We start from the raw sequence: 19,013 nt of genomic DNA on the forward strand, positions 1-19,013 counted from the left end.
GGATTCGCGTTGATTATTGTGGAGTTTTTGAGAGAAACGGGATAGGTATTACCTATCTTTTTCCATAATACATCTCCGGAATGGAGAAAGCCCGGCTTACTCCCCGGGCACTTTCTCGTTTACTTCACCCCTGCAGTATTCTGACGATCTGAGATTGACTGAATGGGGTTCCGATCCGTGTGAGAGTCCCCATGTCACAGAGCACGTCTCGAATTGCTCGTACCGAGAATTCACGTTCCCGTAATATCTTAATCTGTAAGATAACCCGTTGCTCTTGCGCATCCTTGACCAGCTTTCCGTTGCTCACTTTCCAACCATACTTCGGCCGGCCGCCGATCCGCTCGCCGCGTTCCCGTTTCCGTTGAAGGGCCGCTCGAGTCCGTAAGCTTATGATGCGTCTTTCTCGAGAGTTTAAACCGGCACGGAGATAACGCATAAGTTCAGCGTCCAGGTCTTCAGAGTTCAAACATCCCTCTGTTGCTGAGATGTATCGAATACCTTTTTCAATGAACAGCGTTTCAGTTTGTAGGCTCTCGAGCCCGTCTCTGCTTAACCTGTCGGACCGATACACGATCACAGCATCAACTTGTCGGGTATCAACCAGATTGAGCACTCGCTGGACTGCAGGACGGTTCTTGATACTCTTGCCAGAGATCCCATTGTCAACTTCGAGACTAATCAACCTGAGTCCTTCACGTTTACACAGTTTCTTGATCTCTGCCTTCTGATAGTCCAGAGAAACACTTGATTCGTCTTCTTTGGATATCCTGCAATAACCGACTGCTTTCATTTATATTTCCTCTCACGCTTCCGGTAATTGACACAAAAACGAACGTTTTTAGGTAAATCAAATCGTGTTACGAGGTCTTTTCGAGTGGAAAGCCCGAGGGGAGCGGACCGCCTATGGTCAACCCCCCCGGGAATTGGGACCCCGGGTCCGACAACGTGTGGCCTAGACCCGGCCTCTGTTTCTTGTCTCTAATGTGGCTGATGTGAAAGCCTCATTTGGTGGGGGTCTTGGTTAAAACCGATCCCCTCTGTTGCAGCACTTCTTTCTTTTTCTTCTCATAAACCTGTCGGGCTCTTTTGAATTTCTTTAAGAATTCTTGTTTTGAGTAGTTCCCATGGTATTCGTTGACATGGTTTATGATCTGGTCGAAGTCCGCTTGGGGTGCTGCGACAACTGCGTCGGTAATGGCGTTGTAAATGAGTGAGGGACGGAACACGGGAACATCTGTATAGAGTTCCCGGTCATTACGGATCATTTGCGCTAAATCCTTCATGCCAATTGTGTCAGCTTTTTTTGCTGCTTTTTCCATTCTGGTCAACCATGGTGTCTGGTGAGCATCCCTGCAGCGAGAGACAGCGTGTGCAATCTCGTGAATCAAGAGCACCTGGATTGGCATTTCCGGATTTGCGCAAATCTTGATGGTCTTTGTGGTCCAATCGCAAAAACCTTCGTCGTTAGTATCCTCAAAACGAGGGACGATTTCTAATTTCCATTCACCTTTTCTGTTCCATTTTGGAAAAAAGGTCGAGCGGATGTAATCGTATTCGGCTTTTACTGTGTTCATGTTTTTGCCCTGTTACGAGGTTTTTGCTTTCTTTGTTGCCATTTCTTCCGCTCCGATCTCTTCGACAATCTCGAGCGGTTCTCTCGGAATTCGCGTGACTCTCAATCCTTCGCCGTTTAAAAACTCCACTTCATGTCCGCGTCCTGCTATCAGCCATTCAAGTTTCACGTCCAGTCTGTCGGCAAGAACTAAGGCGCTAATCACGTCGGGTTCAACGCTTTTGTATTTCCACGATCTGAATTTGGACAATGAGATTCCAAGTCGGCTGCAAAACTGTTCGTCAGTCTCGCCCTTTGAATATTTCGTTTTGCGCTTTTTGAACGAGGTCAAGCGTTTAACGAACGTGGAATATTTGGGATCGTGTGCGGCTTCATCCTTCATAATTCCACCTTATCGGCGCCGTCGTGGTCCAGCACGGAGCATGCTATTCCTCTGATGACCTCCAGGTCTTGGAACACTCGCAGTGTGGCCTGTAGGACATGGTAGATCTGCCAGTTTTTTTCATCGGCGGTGTCATCCATGGAGTGGGCGATGTCTCGTGCTGATTTGATTAGGGGAACGGTTCGTTCTTGCCATTCTTCCAAGAGGGATAAAACTGAACTCGGTTCGACTGGTTGATCTCCGGGGTTTTTGAAAAAGGGGTGAGCGTATTCTTCCCAGATTGACGCCTGTAGGTCAGACAGGGGCATGGACCACGGGAACGGTGGTTGAACGGGCTGAACGGTGATCTGTTTTGCATTGACTTCGTTCATTGTGTCTCACCTCGTCTCTGCGCATCGTGTACCAGGACGTTCCAGACGACACGATTCAATGTTTCGTAATCCTCGAATAGCCGGCTAACCTGGCGCAACAAGTGGAAGAGCTGCCAGTCCTCTTTGGTCTTCGCGTGGTTATTGACCATGTCGACTGCTGCTTCGACAAGGGGTGCGGTCTCGCTTGCCCATGTTTCCAGCATTTGCAGGCTTCGGAAGGTCGGATCGGGTACGAAAGACCGGCCCCATGGGATATGGTAGCGGTCAATGAGCCTTTTTTCGAGGTCCGTCAGAGGTTTTTCAAGAGGCCAAGGGAAGTTGTCGGACGTGTGTGTGGATGTGTCGGCAGTCTCGTCGTCGTCGTCAAGATCGTCGTTTTCGTCTTCGTCCTGATCTTCGTCGGGATCGGACAGGGTGAGAGGTTCATCGTCGTTGTCGTCCACAAGAGAGACAGAATCAGACGGGGTGATGTCGTCCACGAACTCGATACTGATGTCATCGTTTTCCGGGTCGGACAGGGTATCATGTGGATGGGAAGGGGAGGGACCGGCAAGGGCGGACTGGTCCCTGGATTCCCCGTTTTGAATGATGGTTGTTTGGCTTGATTCTTCCGCGGTAGAAAGATACACTTTTGACATGCTGCTTACCTCCTTGGTAGGTTTGTGGCTTAGGGTGACTGAAAGAGTACCAGTCTTTTAGTCACCCGATTCCGTTTGGGGGTTGAGGAAATGGTAAGTGATACGCGCGTTCTCGGTCAAGGAAATTTTAGCGGATTTGACAAAAAAAGAGTAAGCCTAAAATAGGGATATGTCAGTACCAGACAGGCTTTGAGCTGTTTGGCGCGTTCTGAAAGTGTAAGGATATCGCGCGACTAGCGAGGACGCTAGTAGGGATGGGGTCGTTTTTGAAGTGGGTGAGTGTGGCGCGTGATCCGGTCGTCTCTCCCCTCCATCCTTTTCAAAGTGCCCGAGCATACGCGCACGCGTGCGCGTTCTCTCTGTTAATCCACTATCCGCCATAGGTGCCCCCTGCTCCAGATAGCAGCGGCAATGTTGCGGTATTTTGTTTGCTCGTTTGTCCGGAGGTTGACTCTCAGGTGATAGGTGCGTTTGAGACGTGCGAGGTCGATCTGTTCCTTGCCGAGTAGATCCACGATCTCTTGGATGGTATCGAGCATGAGCGCAGCGTGGTAGGTGTTGGATGCGTATAGGATGGTGGTAGGCATGGGGTTGTCTCCTTATCTGTATGGACTAAGGGGGGGGCATCCCCCCGGATGTGCTCCTTATGCTGCTCTCTTGATGGTTACGACTGCCCATGTGGGGACCCGTCGCCAGTGTCCGCGGACCGGATGACCGTTGCGAAGGTGGGGACGGACCCAAGTGAATCCATATTTCCGCATTTCGTTTCTTTGTTTTTGTGTCGGTTCCGGTCTTTCCATTATCCTTCCCCTCTCTTTTGTGTGTCGCTGTTATCATTTTATAGAGCAAAATAGATGCCAAATGATGTTGTAAATATAACTTAGGCGTCATTATGGTTAAGTAGAATGTATTATGATACATTTCACTGTGCGTTTAATGTGTGCTCAATATGTATAACGACACCCTTTGTCACAATTAATGACATTTTACGTCACCAGTATGACATTTATTGTCACATGGTGTATATGTGCTATTTATACTTACACATTTTGATATGTGTTCCTGTAAACTTTGTTGATAGTGGTTGACGTAAATTGTCACATTTTGGCGGTGTTTTTGGGTCGGAATGTTGCCTAAATCTGGTGAGCGTGTGGCGCGTGCGCTCAAAATAATGAAGTCCTTTACGTGTCATTACTTCCACTTTTCGTTTGCAATAGTAGTATTGTTCAGGTAAACCTTTGTCGAAATTAAGCCCCGATACGCGGGGAGTTGGTAGACACGACAAATTTTTCAAATATCTCATGACCGGCAAATTGTTTACAGAGAGGCCGAAAACGTATGGACAGAGCACCCGAGAAACAGTCATTCAACCAGACGATTGCAATCAAAGTTGATGCCAGCACGGCCGATTTGCTTGCCAACCTCGCAGCACAGCGCGGTCAAACCGTATCCTCGTTTGTGCGCGGGTTGATCGACATGCAGTTGAGATTGACGGGGAATGGTGTCGACCGTCCCGCGATAGCCCGAAGGCGACCATTGCGTGGTTGGTAGTCCTTTGAAAACGATCTTAACGATAGTTCCGCAATAGTAAGAGAGGAAGGGTTTTATATGGAAAGCGTTTTGGCATACAGCAGAGACAGGCATCAATTGCGATGTGCGCTCATGGATAAAGGTTTTCACAAGGCACTTGCCGCTTGCGACGCCATGGAGCCCGCCATATTGGAACAGCTTATCGGTACGTGCTTTACGTTGCAACACCATAGAGACACGCAAAAGACGGCAAAGCAGCCCACATTATGGCACAAGATCCGTAGCGAGCTTGGTTTGAGCCAAGCCGAACTTGCCGCGGAGATTTCCAAGTTTCACCGGTTGGATGTTTCCGGCCAAACAAAGAAATGGAGAGTGGACCGCGAAAAATTCGCCGAAGCATCTTTCAACAAGAATGATTTGCGCATGTGGAAATCGGGAAGCCTCTATTCAAAGAAAATGGATGCATGGGAAAAAACCCATCCGCAGCCGTCCCTCAGGCATATTGGTGTTGAGGATATCATGCAAATCGAGCGGACCCGGCCGCACCGGGAGTCGCTTAAAAGCGGTTTTGTCGAGGTCTTCGAGCGGTTTTTCACAGAAAAGTGTGGTGTCGCTTTGTCTTGGGAAGACTTGACAGCTCCGCTTATCGGCTCCCGCGATCCTCGCAAATCGAGGATGCCCGAGACCGAGAAAAAACGGAATAAGGAGAAGCGTGCGACAACCGACGCACTTGACGGCCCTCTCTTCCCGGACGGAACCGAGCAGGAATTAGTGGCTGAAGTCGCATAGAGCGTCAGCATCTTTTTCAAATAGTAAACGATAGGAGAAACAATATGAGTGGTCCGATAATGCGAGCGCTGTCTGCAGCAGCCGAAACTCTGAAAGACATACAGAATAGCGTTAAAGAATTGAAACAGAAGGGCGATGTTGCTCCCCTTCGCAGCCCAGAATTGTTGACCCTGCGTAAAGACTTGGGGTTGATTGAGACGCGTATCAATTCGATGTTTCCGGAGTCAAAAATACCCCCGAAGCAGGCCGAGCCGCAACCGCCCCGTGAGCCCGCATACACCACGAAGTCAGAGCAGGCATCTTACAATTTTCAGAAGATCTCGGGCAAATTTGATGGTCTGTTCGCAAGCGGCTCAATCACTGTCGACATCCCTTCCGAATCCGAGCCCGTGAAGAAATTTGATGCGCCAGTGGGTAAGTTTACCGGCGCTTGGTAGTCTGGATATTTGAAAAATAAAGGGGGAGTGATTCCGATCCCCCTTATTACCCTATCAGGAGTATTTGTTATGAAGATCGAGGAAGTCGAAGCAATGCAAGAGCTGGTCCGCAATATGGCCGGCGGGTTCTCCGTGATGGTCGAGGCGTTTCAGAAGACAAGCGAACTGTTTACGACTATGGATGCCTGGCTCGAGAATGCCAAGGCCAGTATAACGGACGAGCAACCGGAACAAGAGCCTTTGTGATCGAGTTCCTTCAAACGACTATATAATCCTTCGGACACTGCCGAGTGATGCGCCGTCGTCATCACTCAAATTCACATCGATTTGCATGCCCCGCCCAAACGCATCTTCGATTGAACGTTCCGTCGTGTCTGCGAACCGTCCACCAGCATCGTCCATTACTGACTCGAATTTGTCGCTAAAGTTGTTGAAAACGTTCTCCAGTTGTTTGGTCATGTCACCGATTTGATTATTCAATTGGGTTTGGGGGTCAAGTGCTTCTTTAGCGCCGTCGACGGTTGACTTGGCGCGCTCATACATACTCCCAAGCTTCTGATCGATACCCATCCGCATAGCGTCAAAATCAAAGGTGTCTCGGCCTAAGATTCTCTGTAGCGCTTGGCTGATGTCCATATCGCTTAATCCGAACTCCGGATCTGCCATGTCTTGCGGACCTAACGTCCCGAAATAACCCATTCTTTCCTTGTAGTCGAGATTTTTGGCCGCAGATTCCAGGTATTTTAAAGCATCCATGCGCGCGGCCATGGTCTGACTCTCGGTTTGAGATTTTGCAAGCAATCGGTCTGTCTGAGCGAGTAGGCGTGCCACTTCCGGAGAATTGGCAGCATAAGCTGACATGCCGGACATGGATGATCCGTATCCGCCGCCCCCCAATCCATAGTCACTACTACCAAGACGCGTCGATGTGCCGTCGGGCAATACGAATATATCTGGTCCTGAGTCGCCACTTGCTCCTGTTTGGCCCGATTGGTTTGGCGCTTGACCCTGTTGTCCAGGGGCGCCTGCGTTCCCTTGCAATGCCGCAGTATTGGCGTTTAATGCTGCTATCAGATTTTCAGAGCTCTTAATTTGCGCTCTAATTAAATCCTCAATCATTTTTTGTGCCGCTTCAAGATTCTTTTTTGCTTGCTCATTCGTTTTTTCGGCCTGCAGCTTTTGAAGATTGATCACATCTGTTAGGCCGTTTGAAGCCAAAGTGATATATGATCGTGCGGTTTCTTTCGCATCCTCAAGATTTCTCTTGTCAACTTCAGCATCCCCCGTCTTTTTGACAGCGCTAGGCAGTGTCTCTGCTGTGCTAATGAGGGAATTAAAATACTGTTCAGCTGATTGAAAATTTCCTCCGGCAATAGCTTGATTTGCCCGCTCTGCCAACAAGCGGGAATTCCTGGCCACCTCGAAATATTTGTTAGCCCCTTCCAAACCAAATTGATCCACGCGACGGAGTGCGTCCTGAGTATTGATCGCCACATTCTGCAGCTTACTATTGAACTGCTCGATATTATTAACCATTCCAGCACTTTCGCTCTTCACCTGTTTGAAAAGTTCGAGTGCTTTTTCCGGCATGGTCGGAATTAATTTGGTAGCTTGTTTAAATTTCTCATTGATATCAAAAAGTTTAACTTCTATCTTCCCGTATTCGTTAAGATAAGCTCCGCTAATCCCTTTTAAGGCTTCTTGCGTGCTAGTCTGCTCGGACTGTAATTCCTTCTCGAGATCTTTGATTTTTTTGACTGCATCACTTTTAGCATTGAGCTGGTTTTGCGCCTCTTGCAATACGACTTCGGACAATTTGCGTTGGTCGGTGATTCGGAATTCCGTTTCCGTCTTTTCGAGTTCGGCAAGTCCTTTTTTCGCAGCGGCAACGTCTTCGCCATTTTTCAGCATATCCTGGTATATGGTGCGTTGTTCGGAGAATCCTTTCTCCCGGGCTGTGCGTGTGGCCATATATTCTTGTTCCGCCAATGCAATACGCTGCTGTGAACTGGACGCGACAAGGCTGTTTATCTGTTGCTCCGCTAGTAGCGTGCTTTTTGTGTTCGCTTCAATGGCAACTTTGCGCTGTTCCGTCTCCAACTTGAAAGTATTCTCTTTGTTTTTTATGGAATCACCAATGAGCTTTAATTCAACCTCGGATCTGTTTTTGGTAAGCTGTAGCAGCTCTTCAGAAGTCTTGACCTCTTGCTTTTGGGCATTGACAAGCTTTTCATGAGCGACCACCAAACCTTCAATAGCGGCTTGCTGATCGATCCGACTGTTAATCTCCGCCTGGATAAGGTCGAGATTCTGACGTGCCAAGACGAAATTTCGTTCCGCCGTTTTGGCCTCTGTCGATTTACCCGGCAACCACGATTGCGCATCCTTTTCCCGAGCTTGTGTCAGCTGCTCGCCGATCCCAACGAACTCCGCAACAGCCTGTTTACGCTTCGCCACAAGATCGACATACGGATCATTCTGTAAATCTGCTCCGGAAACTCTTTTGATAGCAGCTTTCGGGTCGAACCCTTCACTGATAGCGCGTTGTAAGTCGTCTTGCGACTTTTTCAGTGTCTCCGCCTGGATTCTTGCGGCCTCTGCCCGGTCACTCAGTATTTTGTACCCGCCCGCTACCGCTCCAATAACAGCACCTATCGCTAGACCGATTGCAGCAATAGGACCGCTTGCGAACGCTGCAATGGCTGTGCCTGCCGTCCCGAGCACAGAAATAAACGAACCAATCGCAGCGGTAAGCCCTGCCCACGATGGAACAACAGCCGTAACCATTGAGCCGAGAGAGGCAATGCTGCTTCCTGCAATCGCTGTGCCAAGCCCTCCTAACGCATAGCTCACACCCGCAATGGCAAGGCTAATAGTTCCTGCAGCCGTTGCTAACAGGCCGAAGCTTGCTACAATTGCAGTAATCGCCTGTGTAATGATTGGATGTGCCTTTGAAAATTCGCTCACGCCCCGAAGAAATGCAGACACCTGATCAAGAGCGCTTTTCAATGATTCCAAAAACGGACCGGCCAGAGCAATCGCAACCTCACCCAAAGCAGACGTGAAATTTTTCCAAGCTGGCCCAAGCCCTTTGTTGATAATACTGACAACCTTATCGAGACTACCTTTCGCATTCTCATTCTCAACGGTCAGTTTCTTGATTGCATCAATATTCTTCGTTGCCGTGATCGCTACGTTTCCGCCCTGATCTCCGAATATCTTGAATGCGTTTGCTGTCGATAAACCTGCTTTGTTCAGTGCCTCAAACGTTTTAGTAAGGTTGACGGAACCGTCAGAATTCTTCGCGATTTCTACTCCCAGATTTGCTAGCGCCGCCTTAGCATCTTTGGTCGGATTTGATAGGTCTCCCAGGATGCGCCGGAGCCCTGTTCCCGCCATGGACGCGTCAACACCGTTTTGAGCAAATATGCCGAGATACGCTGTCGTCTCCTCAATGTTCATGCCAACGTTGTTCGCCATGGACGCCACATACTTGAGACCTTCAACAAGGCCGCTCATACTGGTTGTTGTCGCTAAACTCGTCTTTGACAACACATCTGTAGCCCGTCCCGCTTGATCCGCACTCATTCCGAAACTGGCCAAAACCTTAACAAGGTCCTCCGCTGTGTCCTTCATGGACCGCCCTTCAGTAAAGGCGAGATTGAGCGCAGGCCCTATCGATGCGAGTACTTCTTCGGTCTTAAAGCCCGCTTTATACAACTCTCCCATACCTGACGCCACTTCAGCAGCCGTAAATTGAGTCGTGGCCCCGAGTTCGCGAGCTTTGTCGGTTGCCGCTTGAAAAGCCTTTTGGCCGGCATCCGTCTTTATATCGATCTCACCGAATGCCTGAAGTTTATTCATTTCAGTCTCAAAGTCTGCAGCCGTCTTAACAGCCAACCCCATAGGCGCCGTGATTGATGCGCCAAGAGCGGTCAACGATGCGCCCATACTGGCCAGCTTGTTGGAAAAACTTTCAACCCCCTTATTCATCTTGTCCAAATGGTCGGGAATGGACGCGAACGCATTTCTAATCTGATTCCCCGCCGCACTCGCCTTGCCGCCTGCAGTAGTAGAACTCAGTCCAATCTTATCGAGAAAACTGGATATTTTTTGCAAGACTGGCGAGCCCTCGTCAATTGCTTTGATAACAAGAGAAATACCGATGTTACTATCGTTTGCCATACTAATTACCTTCTTTTACGCTGTACGTATCGGCTGTATTAATTCGTCAAAGGGAGCGCCGAGAGTGTCTTCAAGTATTTTTTGATCTTCTGGTGAAATGTCTGGTCGTGTCTTCAGTAGGCCGTTTTCGAGCAAGAAAATCCGGTTTTGTTTGCATCCAATTAACTCGCCAAGCGCCTTTTGTGAAATTCCTGCCTGTTCCCGGTAATAGCGAAGTTTTAGGGGGCCGGAGTCATTTTTCCGTCTGGTGCGTCCCGGTCGCTTTTGTGTCGTTGGTGTGGGGTCCGTCCTGGAATCCGTCCAGTTTTGATTCGTACACCGAATCCTGATAGTTGCGGCTGTCTGGTCGGACTGTTCAGACCTGTTGAGCGCTTCAGATGTGTCGGGTATGGTGGGCAGTGTGGAAATATGACAGGGATGATCCGCCGTCGTACGTTGCGCGTGTTCCACCTTCACATCGGCATCCGCCTGTTTGCGCTCCCAAAAAATCTTACTACCCGCAAGCACATCTTTCTGGAATTCCGGATCAATAGACAGATACCAATGGCCAAGCCCATCGCATACTTTTTCAAGTAGCAGAGAAAATGAGAGCCTGTCTTTCTCCGTGATCTCTATCCCGTAAAACTGGTCGTGAAGAGGGGATGGTGTGCGTGATGGTGTGTCAGTAGGTATGAGAGAATACGCCCTTGCCGTCTGATCTGCTATCATGTAACCCGTCCTATCAATTCCGTGTGTCGTGTGTCTTGTACCATTGAAAACGAGTGCCGGAGGCTGTTTTCAGCCACAATTCATAAGGTTTACTTAGCATGAAGGTGGGGGTGAGGAAAGGGAAAAACAGACGACTTAACCACAACCTTGTGGATTGTCAGATCTCCACATTGCCGCTTAGACATGTGGCAAGAGAATAAACCAGATTACCAATATGAGTTACTACCCAGTTACTATTTTTCCGAAAACAATCAGGATTTATTAGGACAGGTCAAGACTGAAGTGGACTTAAACAGATTGAAATTGTTAAGGGAAATCGGTTAAAGCGTTGATAGTATATACTGTTAGATTGCCTTCACACGGCAGGGGTCGGAGGTTCAAATCCTCTCCCGCCTACCATTTAACCAGTTGATAGTATTTAGGGTATGGCCATGTGACCGCATGGCCTTTTTTCTTTTTCAGGGGTCTTGTACACGCCTTGTACACGCGTTCGAGGGGACCCTTCCGACACGAAGATCTCCGACGGGCCGTGATCAAAAGTCACCCCATCTATGGCTCGAACGAGTTCTTCGTTGCTGATGCGGCCGTAGCGTTCGGACACGGACTTCTCCCTGAACCAATGACCCAAGATACTTTCCCGAATTTCCGGGTCCATGCCGGAGCGTCGCGCATTGGTCTTCCATGTGTGCCGTAAATCGTGAAATCGAGGCCAGGGCTTTTCCAGCCCAAGTTTCTCACATGCCCTTGGCCAAGGGTTCTTCATAGTCTCCACCTCGATCTGCCGCACCCCCCTCTTATCCTGCAGGAGGAAAACAGCGTCAGTCCCCATGCTCGTGACCTTCAGCACGTCCTCAAGAATTGGAACAAGGTCAACATGGATGGGAACTCTCTTCCAACGACCTTCCTTTGTGTCCTCTGGTCCCAGAATGATCATCCGTTCGGATAGCATGATCTGCTTTCTCCTGAGAAACAGGATCTCCCCGCGTCGCATCCCCGTGTAATATGCGGTCTGGGCAAGCTTCCTGAACCACACTGGGGACTGGTCGGCAATTCGGTGAAAATCGATCCATCCTATGTAGACTTGCCTCTGGCCGGAAACCTCACTCAAGCGTTTCACCAGGGGGACCGGATTGCTTTCCATCAACTGTAGATCGACCAAGACCGAAAACAATTTCGACAGCGTACTGATTTCCCTGTTGATAGTGGCTGGAGCTGCCCCGTCGTTCATGCGGTCGATCTGATATCTCTTCAGATCGGGCACCCAGATGGACTTGATCGGACAGTCCCGCCCTAGTTTCTCAACCAGGTTCACCATACAGCACTCGTAACGCCACCTTGTGGCGCTATCCTTTATCTCCGGGTACTTGAAGAAAATCTCAGCCGACTCCCACAAGGAGAGTTCCCGGACCGGTTCCCGGCCCATGAGGTCAGGTGGAAGCTCCCATCCCTGATTCCTGAACATCCGTACACAAACCTCTCTGGAAACTGGGTCCAGTGAACGATAATCTCCAGATCTACAGGCCGTGACAACCGCGGCTTCGATTTGTCTTGCCTCCGTTTTTGACTTTGCGGCGGTTTTCACGCCTATGACTTCCTCGCCAAAAGGCCGAATTCGGAGGTAGTAATTCTTTCCACGTCTCGTTATCGCCATGAACGTATCTCCTCACGAAGATCCGTCCGTGAAAGCCCAACCGATTTCCTGTCACCCCCTTTCTTGGGACGTGATTGTACCGGCCTGGGGTCTTTCTTGTCAACGCGTACTGGGGTGCTTTGGGAGCGTATATATTCTTGGATCTGTTCGTGGGTGAATCGGCGGTCGCGGGAGGTGACCTGAACGCAGGCGAGCTTCTTTTCGCGGACGAGTTTGTGGACGGTCTTCGGGGAAATACCCAGGATAGAGGCAACCGTCACCGCGGTGAGGAGCCGCTCAATTGCGGCTGAGTCACTGTGGTTTTCGGGGTAATTCTTGATCATTGCCTTTTCCTTGGGGTGCGGTTCCATTGTCGTCGTCATGCTATGCCGTGTTCATAGGGCGTTTTATCGAGGAATCTGTGCGGTCTTCGTGGGGCAGAGAGGCCGTCTCGCAAAGGCCTCCCCGCCCAAGGGAGCGATCATTTACTCCGGGGAATCACAGATTAGCCTTCCCTCTCGTGGTGGTCCTTTTCACCAGCATCATCCGCGTGGTCGCGGCAATGTCCGAGGAGCCATTTAGCCAGAGCCTTCCCATCCGAAATGAGATCATCGTCATCATCAAGCTCATACCCGCAGTGATCGCATTGAAACTGGACTTCCTCATCGTCGTCAACAGTACGGTATCTTCCCCATGCGATCTCCCCGTCGTCAAAGACGCCTTTGACTCCGCAGTCTTCAACCATGCCAGTAACGATTTCTCGCAGATCATGTTCCCCGCAATTAGGACATGTGAACCGGAACATCTTACTTCGAGGCTGTTCCATTGCCTCCTCATCCCGTTTCTGCCGAAGCCATTCGAGGAGCAACGGGAAGCCCCAAAAAGCGTTCCCTTCTTTATCAAGGAGCGGGACTCCGCATCTGCTGCAGCGGTAGTGATTCCTACCGGTTTCTGAGGAGATACCTATACGGCCTATGGATACGTTGCGGTTATCGTCCTCAGACCAGTCGTAATTTGGATCACCCGGAACCGCAATCCATCCGATGTTACGTTCCATCATCACAAACTCTTCGATACGGTGCCCGCCGCAGTGAGGGCACGTGAAGGTCAGTACTTCGATTTCGCAGCTTTCATGCTGCTTGGTTTCAGTCTTCATGTCGTTCATCTTATTCGCTTCCTTTCTTGTTACTTGTTGTACGGGTAGTTTCGATGCTGACGCCCATCACCTTTGCCGCAGCGGAGATACGCCAAAACGCAGTCAGACCTGGATCAATAGTGTCTTCCTCTTGCTGTTCCACTGTGGTCATCATTCACCGTCTGCTTCTCCTGTCTGCCGTTCGATGGATTTAGTGCCAATGTGTCTTCACTGCGCTGAACCCTGTTTCTGTGGACTCGCAGGAGGCCAGGTCTTCGGCAATTAGCCCTGCCTCCTGACGGTCGATCTGATTCTTGTGAGTCGGACAGAGGCATCGCACCAAGACCCGATGCTATGCCCCCTCCGATCTCAGAGGGGCAGCCCTCTATGAACGGTTCTCGAACGTATTGCCATTTTCCGAGGGTTCCCTGCGGTTCCGAATCAACCACTTAGCGAGGTGAATATCGTCTTCCACCGGAGGTTCGTAGTCACACTCGGCACACCGAAACCAGGAATGGTGATCCGACGCATTATCCACGCCGAAATCCCAGATCTCGCTCCCGTCCGGGCGCGACTGGACCACTACGTAAGCATCTTCCACATCGTCATATGCAGTGACATCTTGCTCATCGAGTCCCTCCTCGGTATCTTCTTCGTTGTCCTCTTCCCATTCTTCTGTCTTGTAGTGGATTTCGTCCACCTGACCGTACACCACTCTGCCGCCTAAGCATTTGATGAGGCTGTTGGAGCCACATTTAGGACAGGTGAACGTAAGTTGAGACCAGCCGCCCGTGGCCGCTGCATCTGTCGTGGTATTCTCAAAGCCTATTTCTCTTTTTTCAGTCATCGTCGTTTCCTCCTCCAATGCGATAAGGTAATGATCCTCTATTTGGCGGTGGGCTCGGTCGGAGCCGAAGCATGCCTTCACGAATGCCCATTCGGACCACGGCTGGCCCAACATCGTTGGAGTTATAAGAGGGGCCGCCCTGAAAAAACGTGCGATGAGCCCCTGCTCGGCAGGTTGTCCGGTTTGCCCACTGACATGAGGCTGGTGAGCCCTCAACGACTCGACCAGCTCCTGTTCGTCCTCGACGGGACTGCCGTCCTCCTCCACCAGTTCAAGGCTCCCGCCGCACCGATACCTGAGACCTGAACGGGCTCCACCGTTTCTTTCGCGGCCTGGCCGTATTGCTTCTCCGCACGTTGCAAGTCTTTTCGGGCGTGATCTATGGTGTCCATCATCACTGCCATTCCAGCTACACTTCTTTTGCTGAAAAATGTTTTTGCCATTTCGTGTATCCTTTCGCTTTCAGGGAGTAACCTGCCCTTGTCGCTATTCGCAAGGGCAGGAGTATGTGTGTACGGAGCTATTCCGCAGACGGTTTATTCTCCGTGCTCGGCAAGTCTTCATCTTGAGGGCAGTTATCGAGGAGCCATCTGGCAAGAGACTCTTCCTGCGACTCTTCTTCATGGTTCTGTTCCAGGTAGGGCGCCAAGCCGCATTTGTCGCACCAGAATTCCCATTCGTCCGTATGACCTACACCTTCATATTCGGACGGCTCTCGCTCATCGATGTACCAGGGATCACCATTCGCGCCGGGATCTTTCTTGACTGCATCCAGTGTGGATATCTGATATAGAGGCTCCGGGAACTTAGTCCGCAGGTCTTGAGAACCGCACAAAGGGCACACGAATTTGAGTTCCAAAGGATTTCCGCCGGATTTCAATATTCGTCTTTTGAATCCGGTGTCTTTGTGAATAGGAAATTCCTGAACCAAGGCAGCGAGGGCCTCTTCCCGCATTGCAGTCGTGAGCGATGGGCGGCCTTCTGCGGGAAGAAGTTGTTTGTCCAGGAGAATACTTACCAATCCGACAAGATCATTCAGATTGTTATTGCAATGTCGGATGAGCCATTGCCAATAATCGTTAACAAATCCATAGGATTGAAAGATGGCCTCCAGTTGAGGAACATGCCGGGTGTAAATGTTGTGAAGTCCGGCTACCTTTACCCCAGTAATCCCGAGGTAGTCGGGATCATTCGGATACCGCACGCACCAACTGAGCGCGAGGAGGGAGAGTATGAATCCGCGTTGCTTGTTTGCCGGCTCTTCGGCACCGTGATATATCCCAGCAAGGTCCTGTAAACCTTCCAATATGGAATCACGACTAAAGGAACAGCGTTCCCGCACGGATTTCACCCGTTCGAGTGCAAAGCGAGACTCTTCCGGTCGTCCCCACCCCATGCAATTGTTGGAGAGAAGAATGAGACCGCATAGCACCTCATCCGAATGCAATCCATATCTTTCTTCAGCCACATATATGTAGTTTCGGATAAGAGGATCGGCTCTCTTGTGTTCACCGACCACGCAATAGAATGAGGCCAAAATCAGACCTTCTTGAGCAGCTTCGATGCAGTCTGGACCGTGGGTTTTCAAGGTTTCGTTCCAAACTTGTGCGACATGATCGGTGAGATCAGTCGTGGTTTGCCTGCCTGCTTTCGTGACATTATTCTCAAACAATCTAGCCATGTTATGCTCCCTTTCTTACGAACGATTTGCGTCTGGTAATACCAGAATGAATGGATCAGATGAGCGCTGTGGGGATGATCGCCGCGGTAATAGGAAACCATCCCCGAAGCACTCGCGTGTTTCCGTGTCAAAAAATCTCCCGGTCGTCCGGGGAATTACACGGGCTACGCTATCGTGCTACAACCCAGATTATCCTTCACCCAAACCGGAAAGAATTCCCTCAAGGGTATCCATCAGGTTTTTCCACTCGTCTAAGCCGGGTTTCCGCGCCTTGATCAATGCCCGTATCCTCTTGCGCTCCGTCTTGCTCAATTCATCGACTAATCTGTCCTTGTCGGTGCAAAGTGCCATGAGATCAGGATCTTCAAGGATTGGAACGGGCTGATCGAGAGTCCTGATGATTTCCTTACCGGGATCGTGATCGTCCTTATGCTCTCTGAGCTGTTCAATAGCTCCCTTAAGTTGCCGAACCGTGTAGTTGTGCCTGCTCGCGTCTTCCGCCAACGCAAGGATTAGCTTCAGATCCTTCATGGAGTACATCTCGATGAAATGGGTGCTGCTGAAGGGCGAAATGTCTATTCCCTCCGCGAGACAGTACCGCCTCACAGCCGCGGCTCCCGTCCATTCTCTCCATCGACGGGGATCGATCAGCAGTTCGGGATGCTTCCAAAGCTTACGAAACCTCTTGTATTCCTGTGACCTTGGTTTCAGTACGGGCATGTAGGAACTCTTGAAAACGGTGTTAATGGTATGGTCGCCCGTTTCAAGAACAGCCTTGTCCAGGACCTTTACGCTCTTTTCATTGATCCCTCGCACCATCTTGTGATCCCAGGCGTCGAACACGATCTTCTCGTCATTTGCAGCGAGAATGCTGTCCGGGATAGCTGGCCTGGTCTCTATTGTCTTCTCCAACACAGGGGCATGTCGGCTGTTAATGGCGCTCCAAACGCTCTCGGTCTGCTCACCTGCACCGGACGATTCCGGTACGGGCTCAGCCCCATCGCTCTGTGACTGCGACGCCGCCTCCTCTTTCAGAGCCTCCACTGCGATTTCAGGCTCCTGCTGTGCCTTGAAGTACGGAGATTCCGCCATCTCGGGAATTGACTCGATGTCCAATTCTGGGACGTAAGAGCTAGGTTGCGGCGATGGTGCCATGGCAGCAGCGACCGGCAGCAAAGCCCCGGCCGGGCCATCTGTTATTGGCCCGTCATCATCCGGGTCCGTCGGTATCTCTTCTTTGATAGGGCTCGTTGAATCGGCCGATTGCTCCGACAGGAAAGCGACTACATCGTCGTGTCCCATCTCCTGCGCGATTGCCAGCGGCGTCATGTCGTCGTTGTTGCGGAGATTCCCATCGGCTCCGTGTGACATCAGCAATTCCACCACATCGAGGTGCCCGCCGTATGCCGCCTTCACGAGAGGGGTTTCGCCCTCGAAATCCACCGCATTGGGGTCTGCACCATGGCGAAGGAGCAGTCCAACCATGGCGGCATCTCCTGCTTCAGATGCGTGCATTAAGGGGGTTCCCCCTTTCTCATTTCTGCAATCCGGGGAGACCCTCCTTCGAGACAATAGCTTCTCGGCTTGAGCGGGAGCTTTTATCTTCACTGCATTAAATAGTTGGATATCCCAGTTGATTATTCGCCTATTGTTTTGATCTTCTTGCATGATTTCTCCTTTTTGAAATCGAACTGAATCCGTCGGCGGGCATACCACTCCGGTTCGCACCCATGGTGGTGTGCACCGACCAATCGGGCACTGAAAAGTGCCGCGGAAATCCTTGAAGTGATCGCTTACGGGTTAGCCGAAGGAGTCCTATGCAGGGAGCAGTCCGGCAGTTCTTTGTCGTGGTTTTTGTGTCAAGAACTGATAAAATGAACTTATCCGTGCCGAGGCTTCATCGGGTTCCCCGTGAGCTTGGTGAATCGGGTCTTGTGCTCGGACGAGGCCCACACGCCTGTGTTTGGCGACTCGGAACGTGTGGGCTTCTTCTTTGGCCTTTTCTCAGGCCACGTTCAATGAACTAACCCGCAAACTCATCGCCGCAAGCCGGACACTTGCGGCACCTGATTCAGATCAGCGCACTTCAATAACCCTAGGCTCTCGCTTCATCCATGATTTCGCCGACACGGGTGAGAGGTCCGCGTTGTAAAGAACAATGCTCAGCAGGCCGATGAAATCGTACTTGGTCAAATGGGCGTGCTTTACAAGCCAGTTCCACTCGTCGAGGACAATTCCATAGGATGAAAAGTGCAAACGGAGGTAATCCAGCGCCTGTGCACCCCATTGGGTTCTATACAGTCCACGGGTTATGCTCCAGCAAAGGGCCATGAGAGCGACAGCGACTCCTCGTTGACGGTTCTCAGTGTCACCTTTGGCCTCAAAGGACATGGCCAGATGCCACAGCGCTTCAAACACCGGGTCAGGAGCAGACGGGTCGATTGCTCTTGAGAGAGGTTTTGCTTCGCTGCTGACCATCATTGCTTCCGGAATGGGATTCATGGCACCATAAGCCTCTGCGAGCAAAGCGTTTGCCCAAGAAAGCGCGTCCGCATTCTGTGGCAGCCTATTTTTGGCTGTGGCTATGCACCTCTTCAGTAGCGGCTCGGCCTCCTCATAGCGCTCCACTACACAATACATGGCCGCCAGCAACAAAGAGGCCACAAGAGTCTTCCGGCTCATCTGACCATGCCGCTTTTCTGTCTTCCTTAAGCGCTTAAGGACGCAGGCCAAAGTTTTTGCTGTAATTTCTGTTCCTTTCGGGATCCTCTTGGCGAAAAATGTCTTTGCCATTTCGGCTCTCCTTTCAGTGTCGTTAATGTGCAGCCACTTCCGGAGAGCCCGCCACCGAGATGTTGTCAAACGGAACGGGGTGGACTTTCCTGTTAATGACCGGCTAAACAGGTTCGCGTCCGCTTCGAATATCCCAGGGGAGTGACCTCGTGCAAAGAGTTCGAACCGCACCCCTTGCTGAATCGCTCAAGCGGGCTTCCGGAGCCTGATCTAAGAAAATGATTGGAGGGCTCAGCCCTTTGTTCGCCAATTTTGGCAGAAATTCAGACTGAGCCACTCCAAGAGGGAGGTATGGAGGTGGTCTGTATGCTCCC

General features: G+C 50.7%; 21 protein-coding genes. 4 read left to right on the plus strand and 17 right to left on the minus strand.

Annotated elements, in window-relative coordinates:
• Nucleotides 1–124: 124 nt before the first annotated feature.
• The 6 genes from DESTI_RS16775 to DESTI_RS16800 all read right to left on the minus strand — a co-directional run bounded on the left by DESTI_RS16775 (nucleotide 125) and on the right by DESTI_RS16800 (nucleotide 3,551).
• Entirely contained in the window at nucleotides 125–790 is a 666-nt protein-coding gene (locus tag DESTI_RS16775) for a recombinase family protein (RefSeq protein WP_014811161.1), read from the minus strand.
• Between the two features lie 211 nt (nucleotides 791–1,001).
• The gene (locus tag DESTI_RS16780; RefSeq protein ID WP_014811162.1) at nucleotides 1,002–1,574 is read right to left on the minus strand and encodes a hypothetical protein; all 573 of its coding nucleotides are present in this window, start codon (nucleotides 1,572–1,574) and stop codon (nucleotides 1,002–1,004) included.
• Between the two features lie 12 nt (nucleotides 1,575–1,586).
• Nucleotides 1,587–1,955: a helix-turn-helix domain-containing protein gene (locus tag DESTI_RS16785; RefSeq protein WP_014811163.1), complete on the minus strand. Its 369-nt coding sequence runs from the start codon at nucleotides 1,953–1,955 to the stop codon at nucleotides 1,587–1,589.
• Nucleotides 1,952–2,326, minus strand: a complete 375-nt coding sequence (locus DESTI_RS16790; RefSeq protein ID WP_014811164.1) for a hypothetical protein — start codon at nucleotides 2,324–2,326, stop codon at nucleotides 1,952–1,954. Before DESTI_RS16790 ends, DESTI_RS16785 begins: the two co-directional genes overlap by 4 nt.
• Nucleotides 2,323–2,964: a hypothetical protein gene (locus DESTI_RS16795; RefSeq protein WP_014811165.1), complete on the minus strand. Its 642-nt coding sequence runs from the start codon at nucleotides 2,962–2,964 to the stop codon at nucleotides 2,323–2,325. Before DESTI_RS16795 ends, DESTI_RS16790 begins: the two co-directional genes overlap by 4 nt.
• A gap of 362 nt (nucleotides 2,965–3,326) precedes the next feature.
• Nucleotides 3,327–3,551, minus strand: a complete 225-nt coding sequence (locus DESTI_RS16800; protein WP_014811166.1) for a hypothetical protein — start codon at nucleotides 3,549–3,551, stop codon at nucleotides 3,327–3,329.
• Between the two features lie 751 nt (nucleotides 3,552–4,302).
• Between DESTI_RS16800 and DESTI_RS16805 the strand changes: the two genes are divergently transcribed.
• The 4 genes from DESTI_RS16805 (at nucleotide 4,303) to DESTI_RS31090 (ending at nucleotide 5,966) form a co-directional block, all read left to right on the plus strand.
• The gene (locus tag DESTI_RS16805) at nucleotides 4,303–4,515 is read left to right on the plus strand and encodes a ribbon-helix-helix protein, CopG family (RefSeq protein ID WP_014811168.1); all 213 of its coding nucleotides are present in this window, start codon (nucleotides 4,303–4,305) and stop codon (nucleotides 4,513–4,515) included.
• Between the two features lie 57 nt (nucleotides 4,516–4,572).
• Nucleotides 4,573–5,283, plus strand: coding sequence for a hypothetical protein (locus DESTI_RS16810; protein WP_014811169.1), 711 nt, complete (start codon nucleotides 4,573–4,575; stop codon nucleotides 5,281–5,283).
• A gap of 44 nt (nucleotides 5,284–5,327) precedes the next feature.
• Complete coding sequence (locus tag DESTI_RS16815; RefSeq protein ID WP_014811170.1) at nucleotides 5,328–5,720, plus strand: hypothetical protein; 393 nt, start codon at nucleotides 5,328–5,330, stop codon at nucleotides 5,718–5,720.
• Between the two features lie 69 nt (nucleotides 5,721–5,789).
• On the plus strand, nucleotides 5,790–5,966 hold the full coding sequence (locus tag DESTI_RS31090) for a hypothetical protein (RefSeq protein ID WP_014811171.1): 177 nt from the start codon (nucleotides 5,790–5,792) through the stop codon (nucleotides 5,964–5,966).
• A gap of 18 nt (nucleotides 5,967–5,984) precedes the next feature.
• Here DESTI_RS31090 and DESTI_RS16820 read toward each other — a convergent pair whose 3' ends face one another.
• The 11 genes from DESTI_RS16820 to DESTI_RS16865 form a co-directional block, all read right to left on the minus strand.
• Nucleotides 5,985–9,905, minus strand: coding sequence for a phage tail tape measure protein (locus tag DESTI_RS16820; protein WP_014811172.1), 3,921 nt, complete (start codon nucleotides 9,903–9,905; stop codon nucleotides 5,985–5,987).
• Nucleotides 9,906–9,920: 15 nt separating this feature from the next.
• On the minus strand, nucleotides 9,921–10,613 hold the full coding sequence (locus tag DESTI_RS16825) for a helix-turn-helix domain-containing protein (RefSeq protein WP_014811173.1): 693 nt from the start codon (nucleotides 10,611–10,613) through the stop codon (nucleotides 9,921–9,923).
• Between the two features lie 418 nt (nucleotides 10,614–11,031).
• Complete coding sequence (locus DESTI_RS16830; RefSeq protein ID WP_014811174.1) at nucleotides 11,032–12,264, minus strand: tyrosine-type recombinase/integrase; 1,233 nt, start codon at nucleotides 12,262–12,264, stop codon at nucleotides 11,032–11,034.
• Entirely contained in the window at nucleotides 12,255–12,587 is a 333-nt protein-coding gene (locus DESTI_RS16835; RefSeq protein ID WP_014811175.1) for a helix-turn-helix domain-containing protein, read from the minus strand. Before DESTI_RS16835 ends, DESTI_RS16830 begins: the two co-directional genes overlap by 10 nt.
• Before the next feature lie 161 nt (nucleotides 12,588–12,748).
• Nucleotides 12,749–13,408, minus strand: a complete 660-nt coding sequence (locus DESTI_RS16840; protein ID WP_014811176.1) for a hypothetical protein — start codon at nucleotides 13,406–13,408, stop codon at nucleotides 12,749–12,751.
• A gap of 1 nt (nucleotide 13,409) precedes the next feature.
• Nucleotides 13,410–13,553 (minus strand): hypothetical protein, encoded by a 144-nt coding sequence (locus tag DESTI_RS30830; protein ID WP_014811177.1) that lies wholly within the window; start codon nucleotides 13,551–13,553, stop codon nucleotides 13,410–13,412.
• 210 nt (nucleotides 13,554–13,763) lie between these two features.
• Nucleotides 13,764–14,225: a hypothetical protein gene (locus DESTI_RS16845; protein ID WP_157212190.1), complete on the minus strand. Its 462-nt coding sequence runs from the start codon at nucleotides 14,223–14,225 to the stop codon at nucleotides 13,764–13,766.
• A 212-nt stretch (nucleotides 14,226–14,437) separates the two neighbouring features.
• Nucleotides 14,438–14,668, minus strand: a complete 231-nt coding sequence (locus tag DESTI_RS16850) for a hypothetical protein (RefSeq protein WP_014811179.1) — start codon at nucleotides 14,666–14,668, stop codon at nucleotides 14,438–14,440.
• Nucleotides 14,669–14,745: 77 nt separating this feature from the next.
• Nucleotides 14,746–15,906: a hypothetical protein gene (locus DESTI_RS16855; RefSeq protein WP_014811180.1), complete on the minus strand. Its 1,161-nt coding sequence runs from the start codon at nucleotides 15,904–15,906 to the stop codon at nucleotides 14,746–14,748.
• Nucleotides 15,907–16,095: 189 nt separating this feature from the next.
• A complete protein-coding gene (locus DESTI_RS29060; RefSeq protein WP_014811181.1) occupies nucleotides 16,096–17,574 on the minus strand; it encodes an ankyrin repeat domain-containing protein in 1,479 nt (492 codons plus the stop codon).
• Between the two features lie 408 nt (nucleotides 17,575–17,982).
• Complete coding sequence (locus DESTI_RS16865) at nucleotides 17,983–18,699, minus strand: tetratricopeptide repeat protein (protein WP_014811183.1); 717 nt, start codon at nucleotides 18,697–18,699, stop codon at nucleotides 17,983–17,985.
• Between the last annotated feature and the right edge of the window lie 314 nt (nucleotides 18,700–19,013).

Origin of the sequence: Desulfomonile tiedjei DSM 6799 (assembly GCF_000266945.1) — a bacterium.
In the GTDB taxonomy this organism is placed as follows: Bacteria; Desulfobacterota; Desulfomonilia; order Desulfomonilales; family Desulfomonilaceae; genus Desulfomonile; species Desulfomonile tiedjei.

Coding starts and splice junctions, on each gene's coding strand:
- DESTI_RS16775 (WP_014811161.1), bottom strand. CDS start 790: ATGAAAGCAGTCGGTTATTGCAGGATATCCAAAGAAGACGAATCAAGT.
- DESTI_RS16780 (WP_014811162.1), bottom strand. CDS start 1,574: ATGAACACAGTAAAAGCCGAATACGATTACATCCGCTCGACCTTTTTT.
- DESTI_RS16785 (WP_014811163.1), bottom strand. CDS start 1,955: ATGAAGGATGAAGCCGCACACGATCCCAAATATTCCACGTTCGTTAAA.
- DESTI_RS16790 (WP_014811164.1), bottom strand. CDS start 2,326: ATGAACGAAGTCAATGCAAAACAGATCACCGTTCAGCCCGTTCAACCA.
- DESTI_RS16795 (WP_014811165.1), bottom strand. CDS start 2,964: ATGTCAAAAGTGTATCTTTCTACCGCGGAAGAATCAAGCCAAACAACC.
- DESTI_RS16800 (WP_014811166.1), bottom strand. CDS start 3,551: ATGCCTACCACCATCCTATACGCATCCAACACCTACCACGCTGCGCTC.
- DESTI_RS16805 (WP_014811168.1), top strand. CDS start 4,303: ATGGACAGAGCACCCGAGAAACAGTCATTCAACCAGACGATTGCAATC.
- DESTI_RS16810 (WP_014811169.1), top strand. CDS start 4,573: ATGGAAAGCGTTTTGGCATACAGCAGAGACAGGCATCAATTGCGATGT.
- DESTI_RS16815 (WP_014811170.1), top strand. CDS start 5,328: ATGAGTGGTCCGATAATGCGAGCGCTGTCTGCAGCAGCCGAAACTCTG.
- DESTI_RS31090 (WP_014811171.1), top strand. CDS start 5,790: ATGAAGATCGAGGAAGTCGAAGCAATGCAAGAGCTGGTCCGCAATATG.
- DESTI_RS16820 (WP_014811172.1), bottom strand. CDS start 9,905: ATGGCAAACGATAGTAACATCGGTATTTCTCTTGTTATCAAAGCAATT.
- DESTI_RS16825 (WP_014811173.1), bottom strand. CDS start 10,613: ATGATAGCAGATCAGACGGCAAGGGCGTATTCTCTCATACCTACTGAC.
- DESTI_RS16830 (WP_014811174.1), bottom strand. CDS start 12,264: ATGGCGATAACGAGACGTGGAAAGAATTACTACCTCCGAATTCGGCCT.
- DESTI_RS16835 (WP_014811175.1), bottom strand. CDS start 12,587: ATGATCAAGAATTACCCCGAAAACCACAGTGACTCAGCCGCAATTGAG.
- DESTI_RS16840 (WP_014811176.1), bottom strand. CDS start 13,408: ATGAACGACATGAAGACTGAAACCAAGCAGCATGAAAGCTGCGAAATC.
- DESTI_RS30830 (WP_014811177.1), bottom strand. CDS start 13,553: ATGATGACCACAGTGGAACAGCAAGAGGAAGACACTATTGATCCAGGT.
- DESTI_RS16845 (WP_157212190.1), bottom strand. CDS start 14,225: ATGACTGAAAAAAGAGAAATAGGCTTTGAGAATACCACGACAGATGCA.
- DESTI_RS16850 (WP_014811179.1), bottom strand. CDS start 14,668: ATGGCAAAAACATTTTTCAGCAAAAGAAGTGTAGCTGGAATGGCAGTG.
- DESTI_RS16855 (WP_014811180.1), bottom strand. CDS start 15,906: ATGGCTAGATTGTTTGAGAATAATGTCACGAAAGCAGGCAGGCAAACC.
- DESTI_RS29060 (WP_014811181.1), bottom strand. CDS start 17,574: ATGCAAGAAGATCAAAACAATAGGCGAATAATCAACTGGGATATCCAA.
- DESTI_RS16865 (WP_014811183.1), bottom strand. CDS start 18,699: ATGGCAAAGACATTTTTCGCCAAGAGGATCCCGAAAGGAACAGAAATT.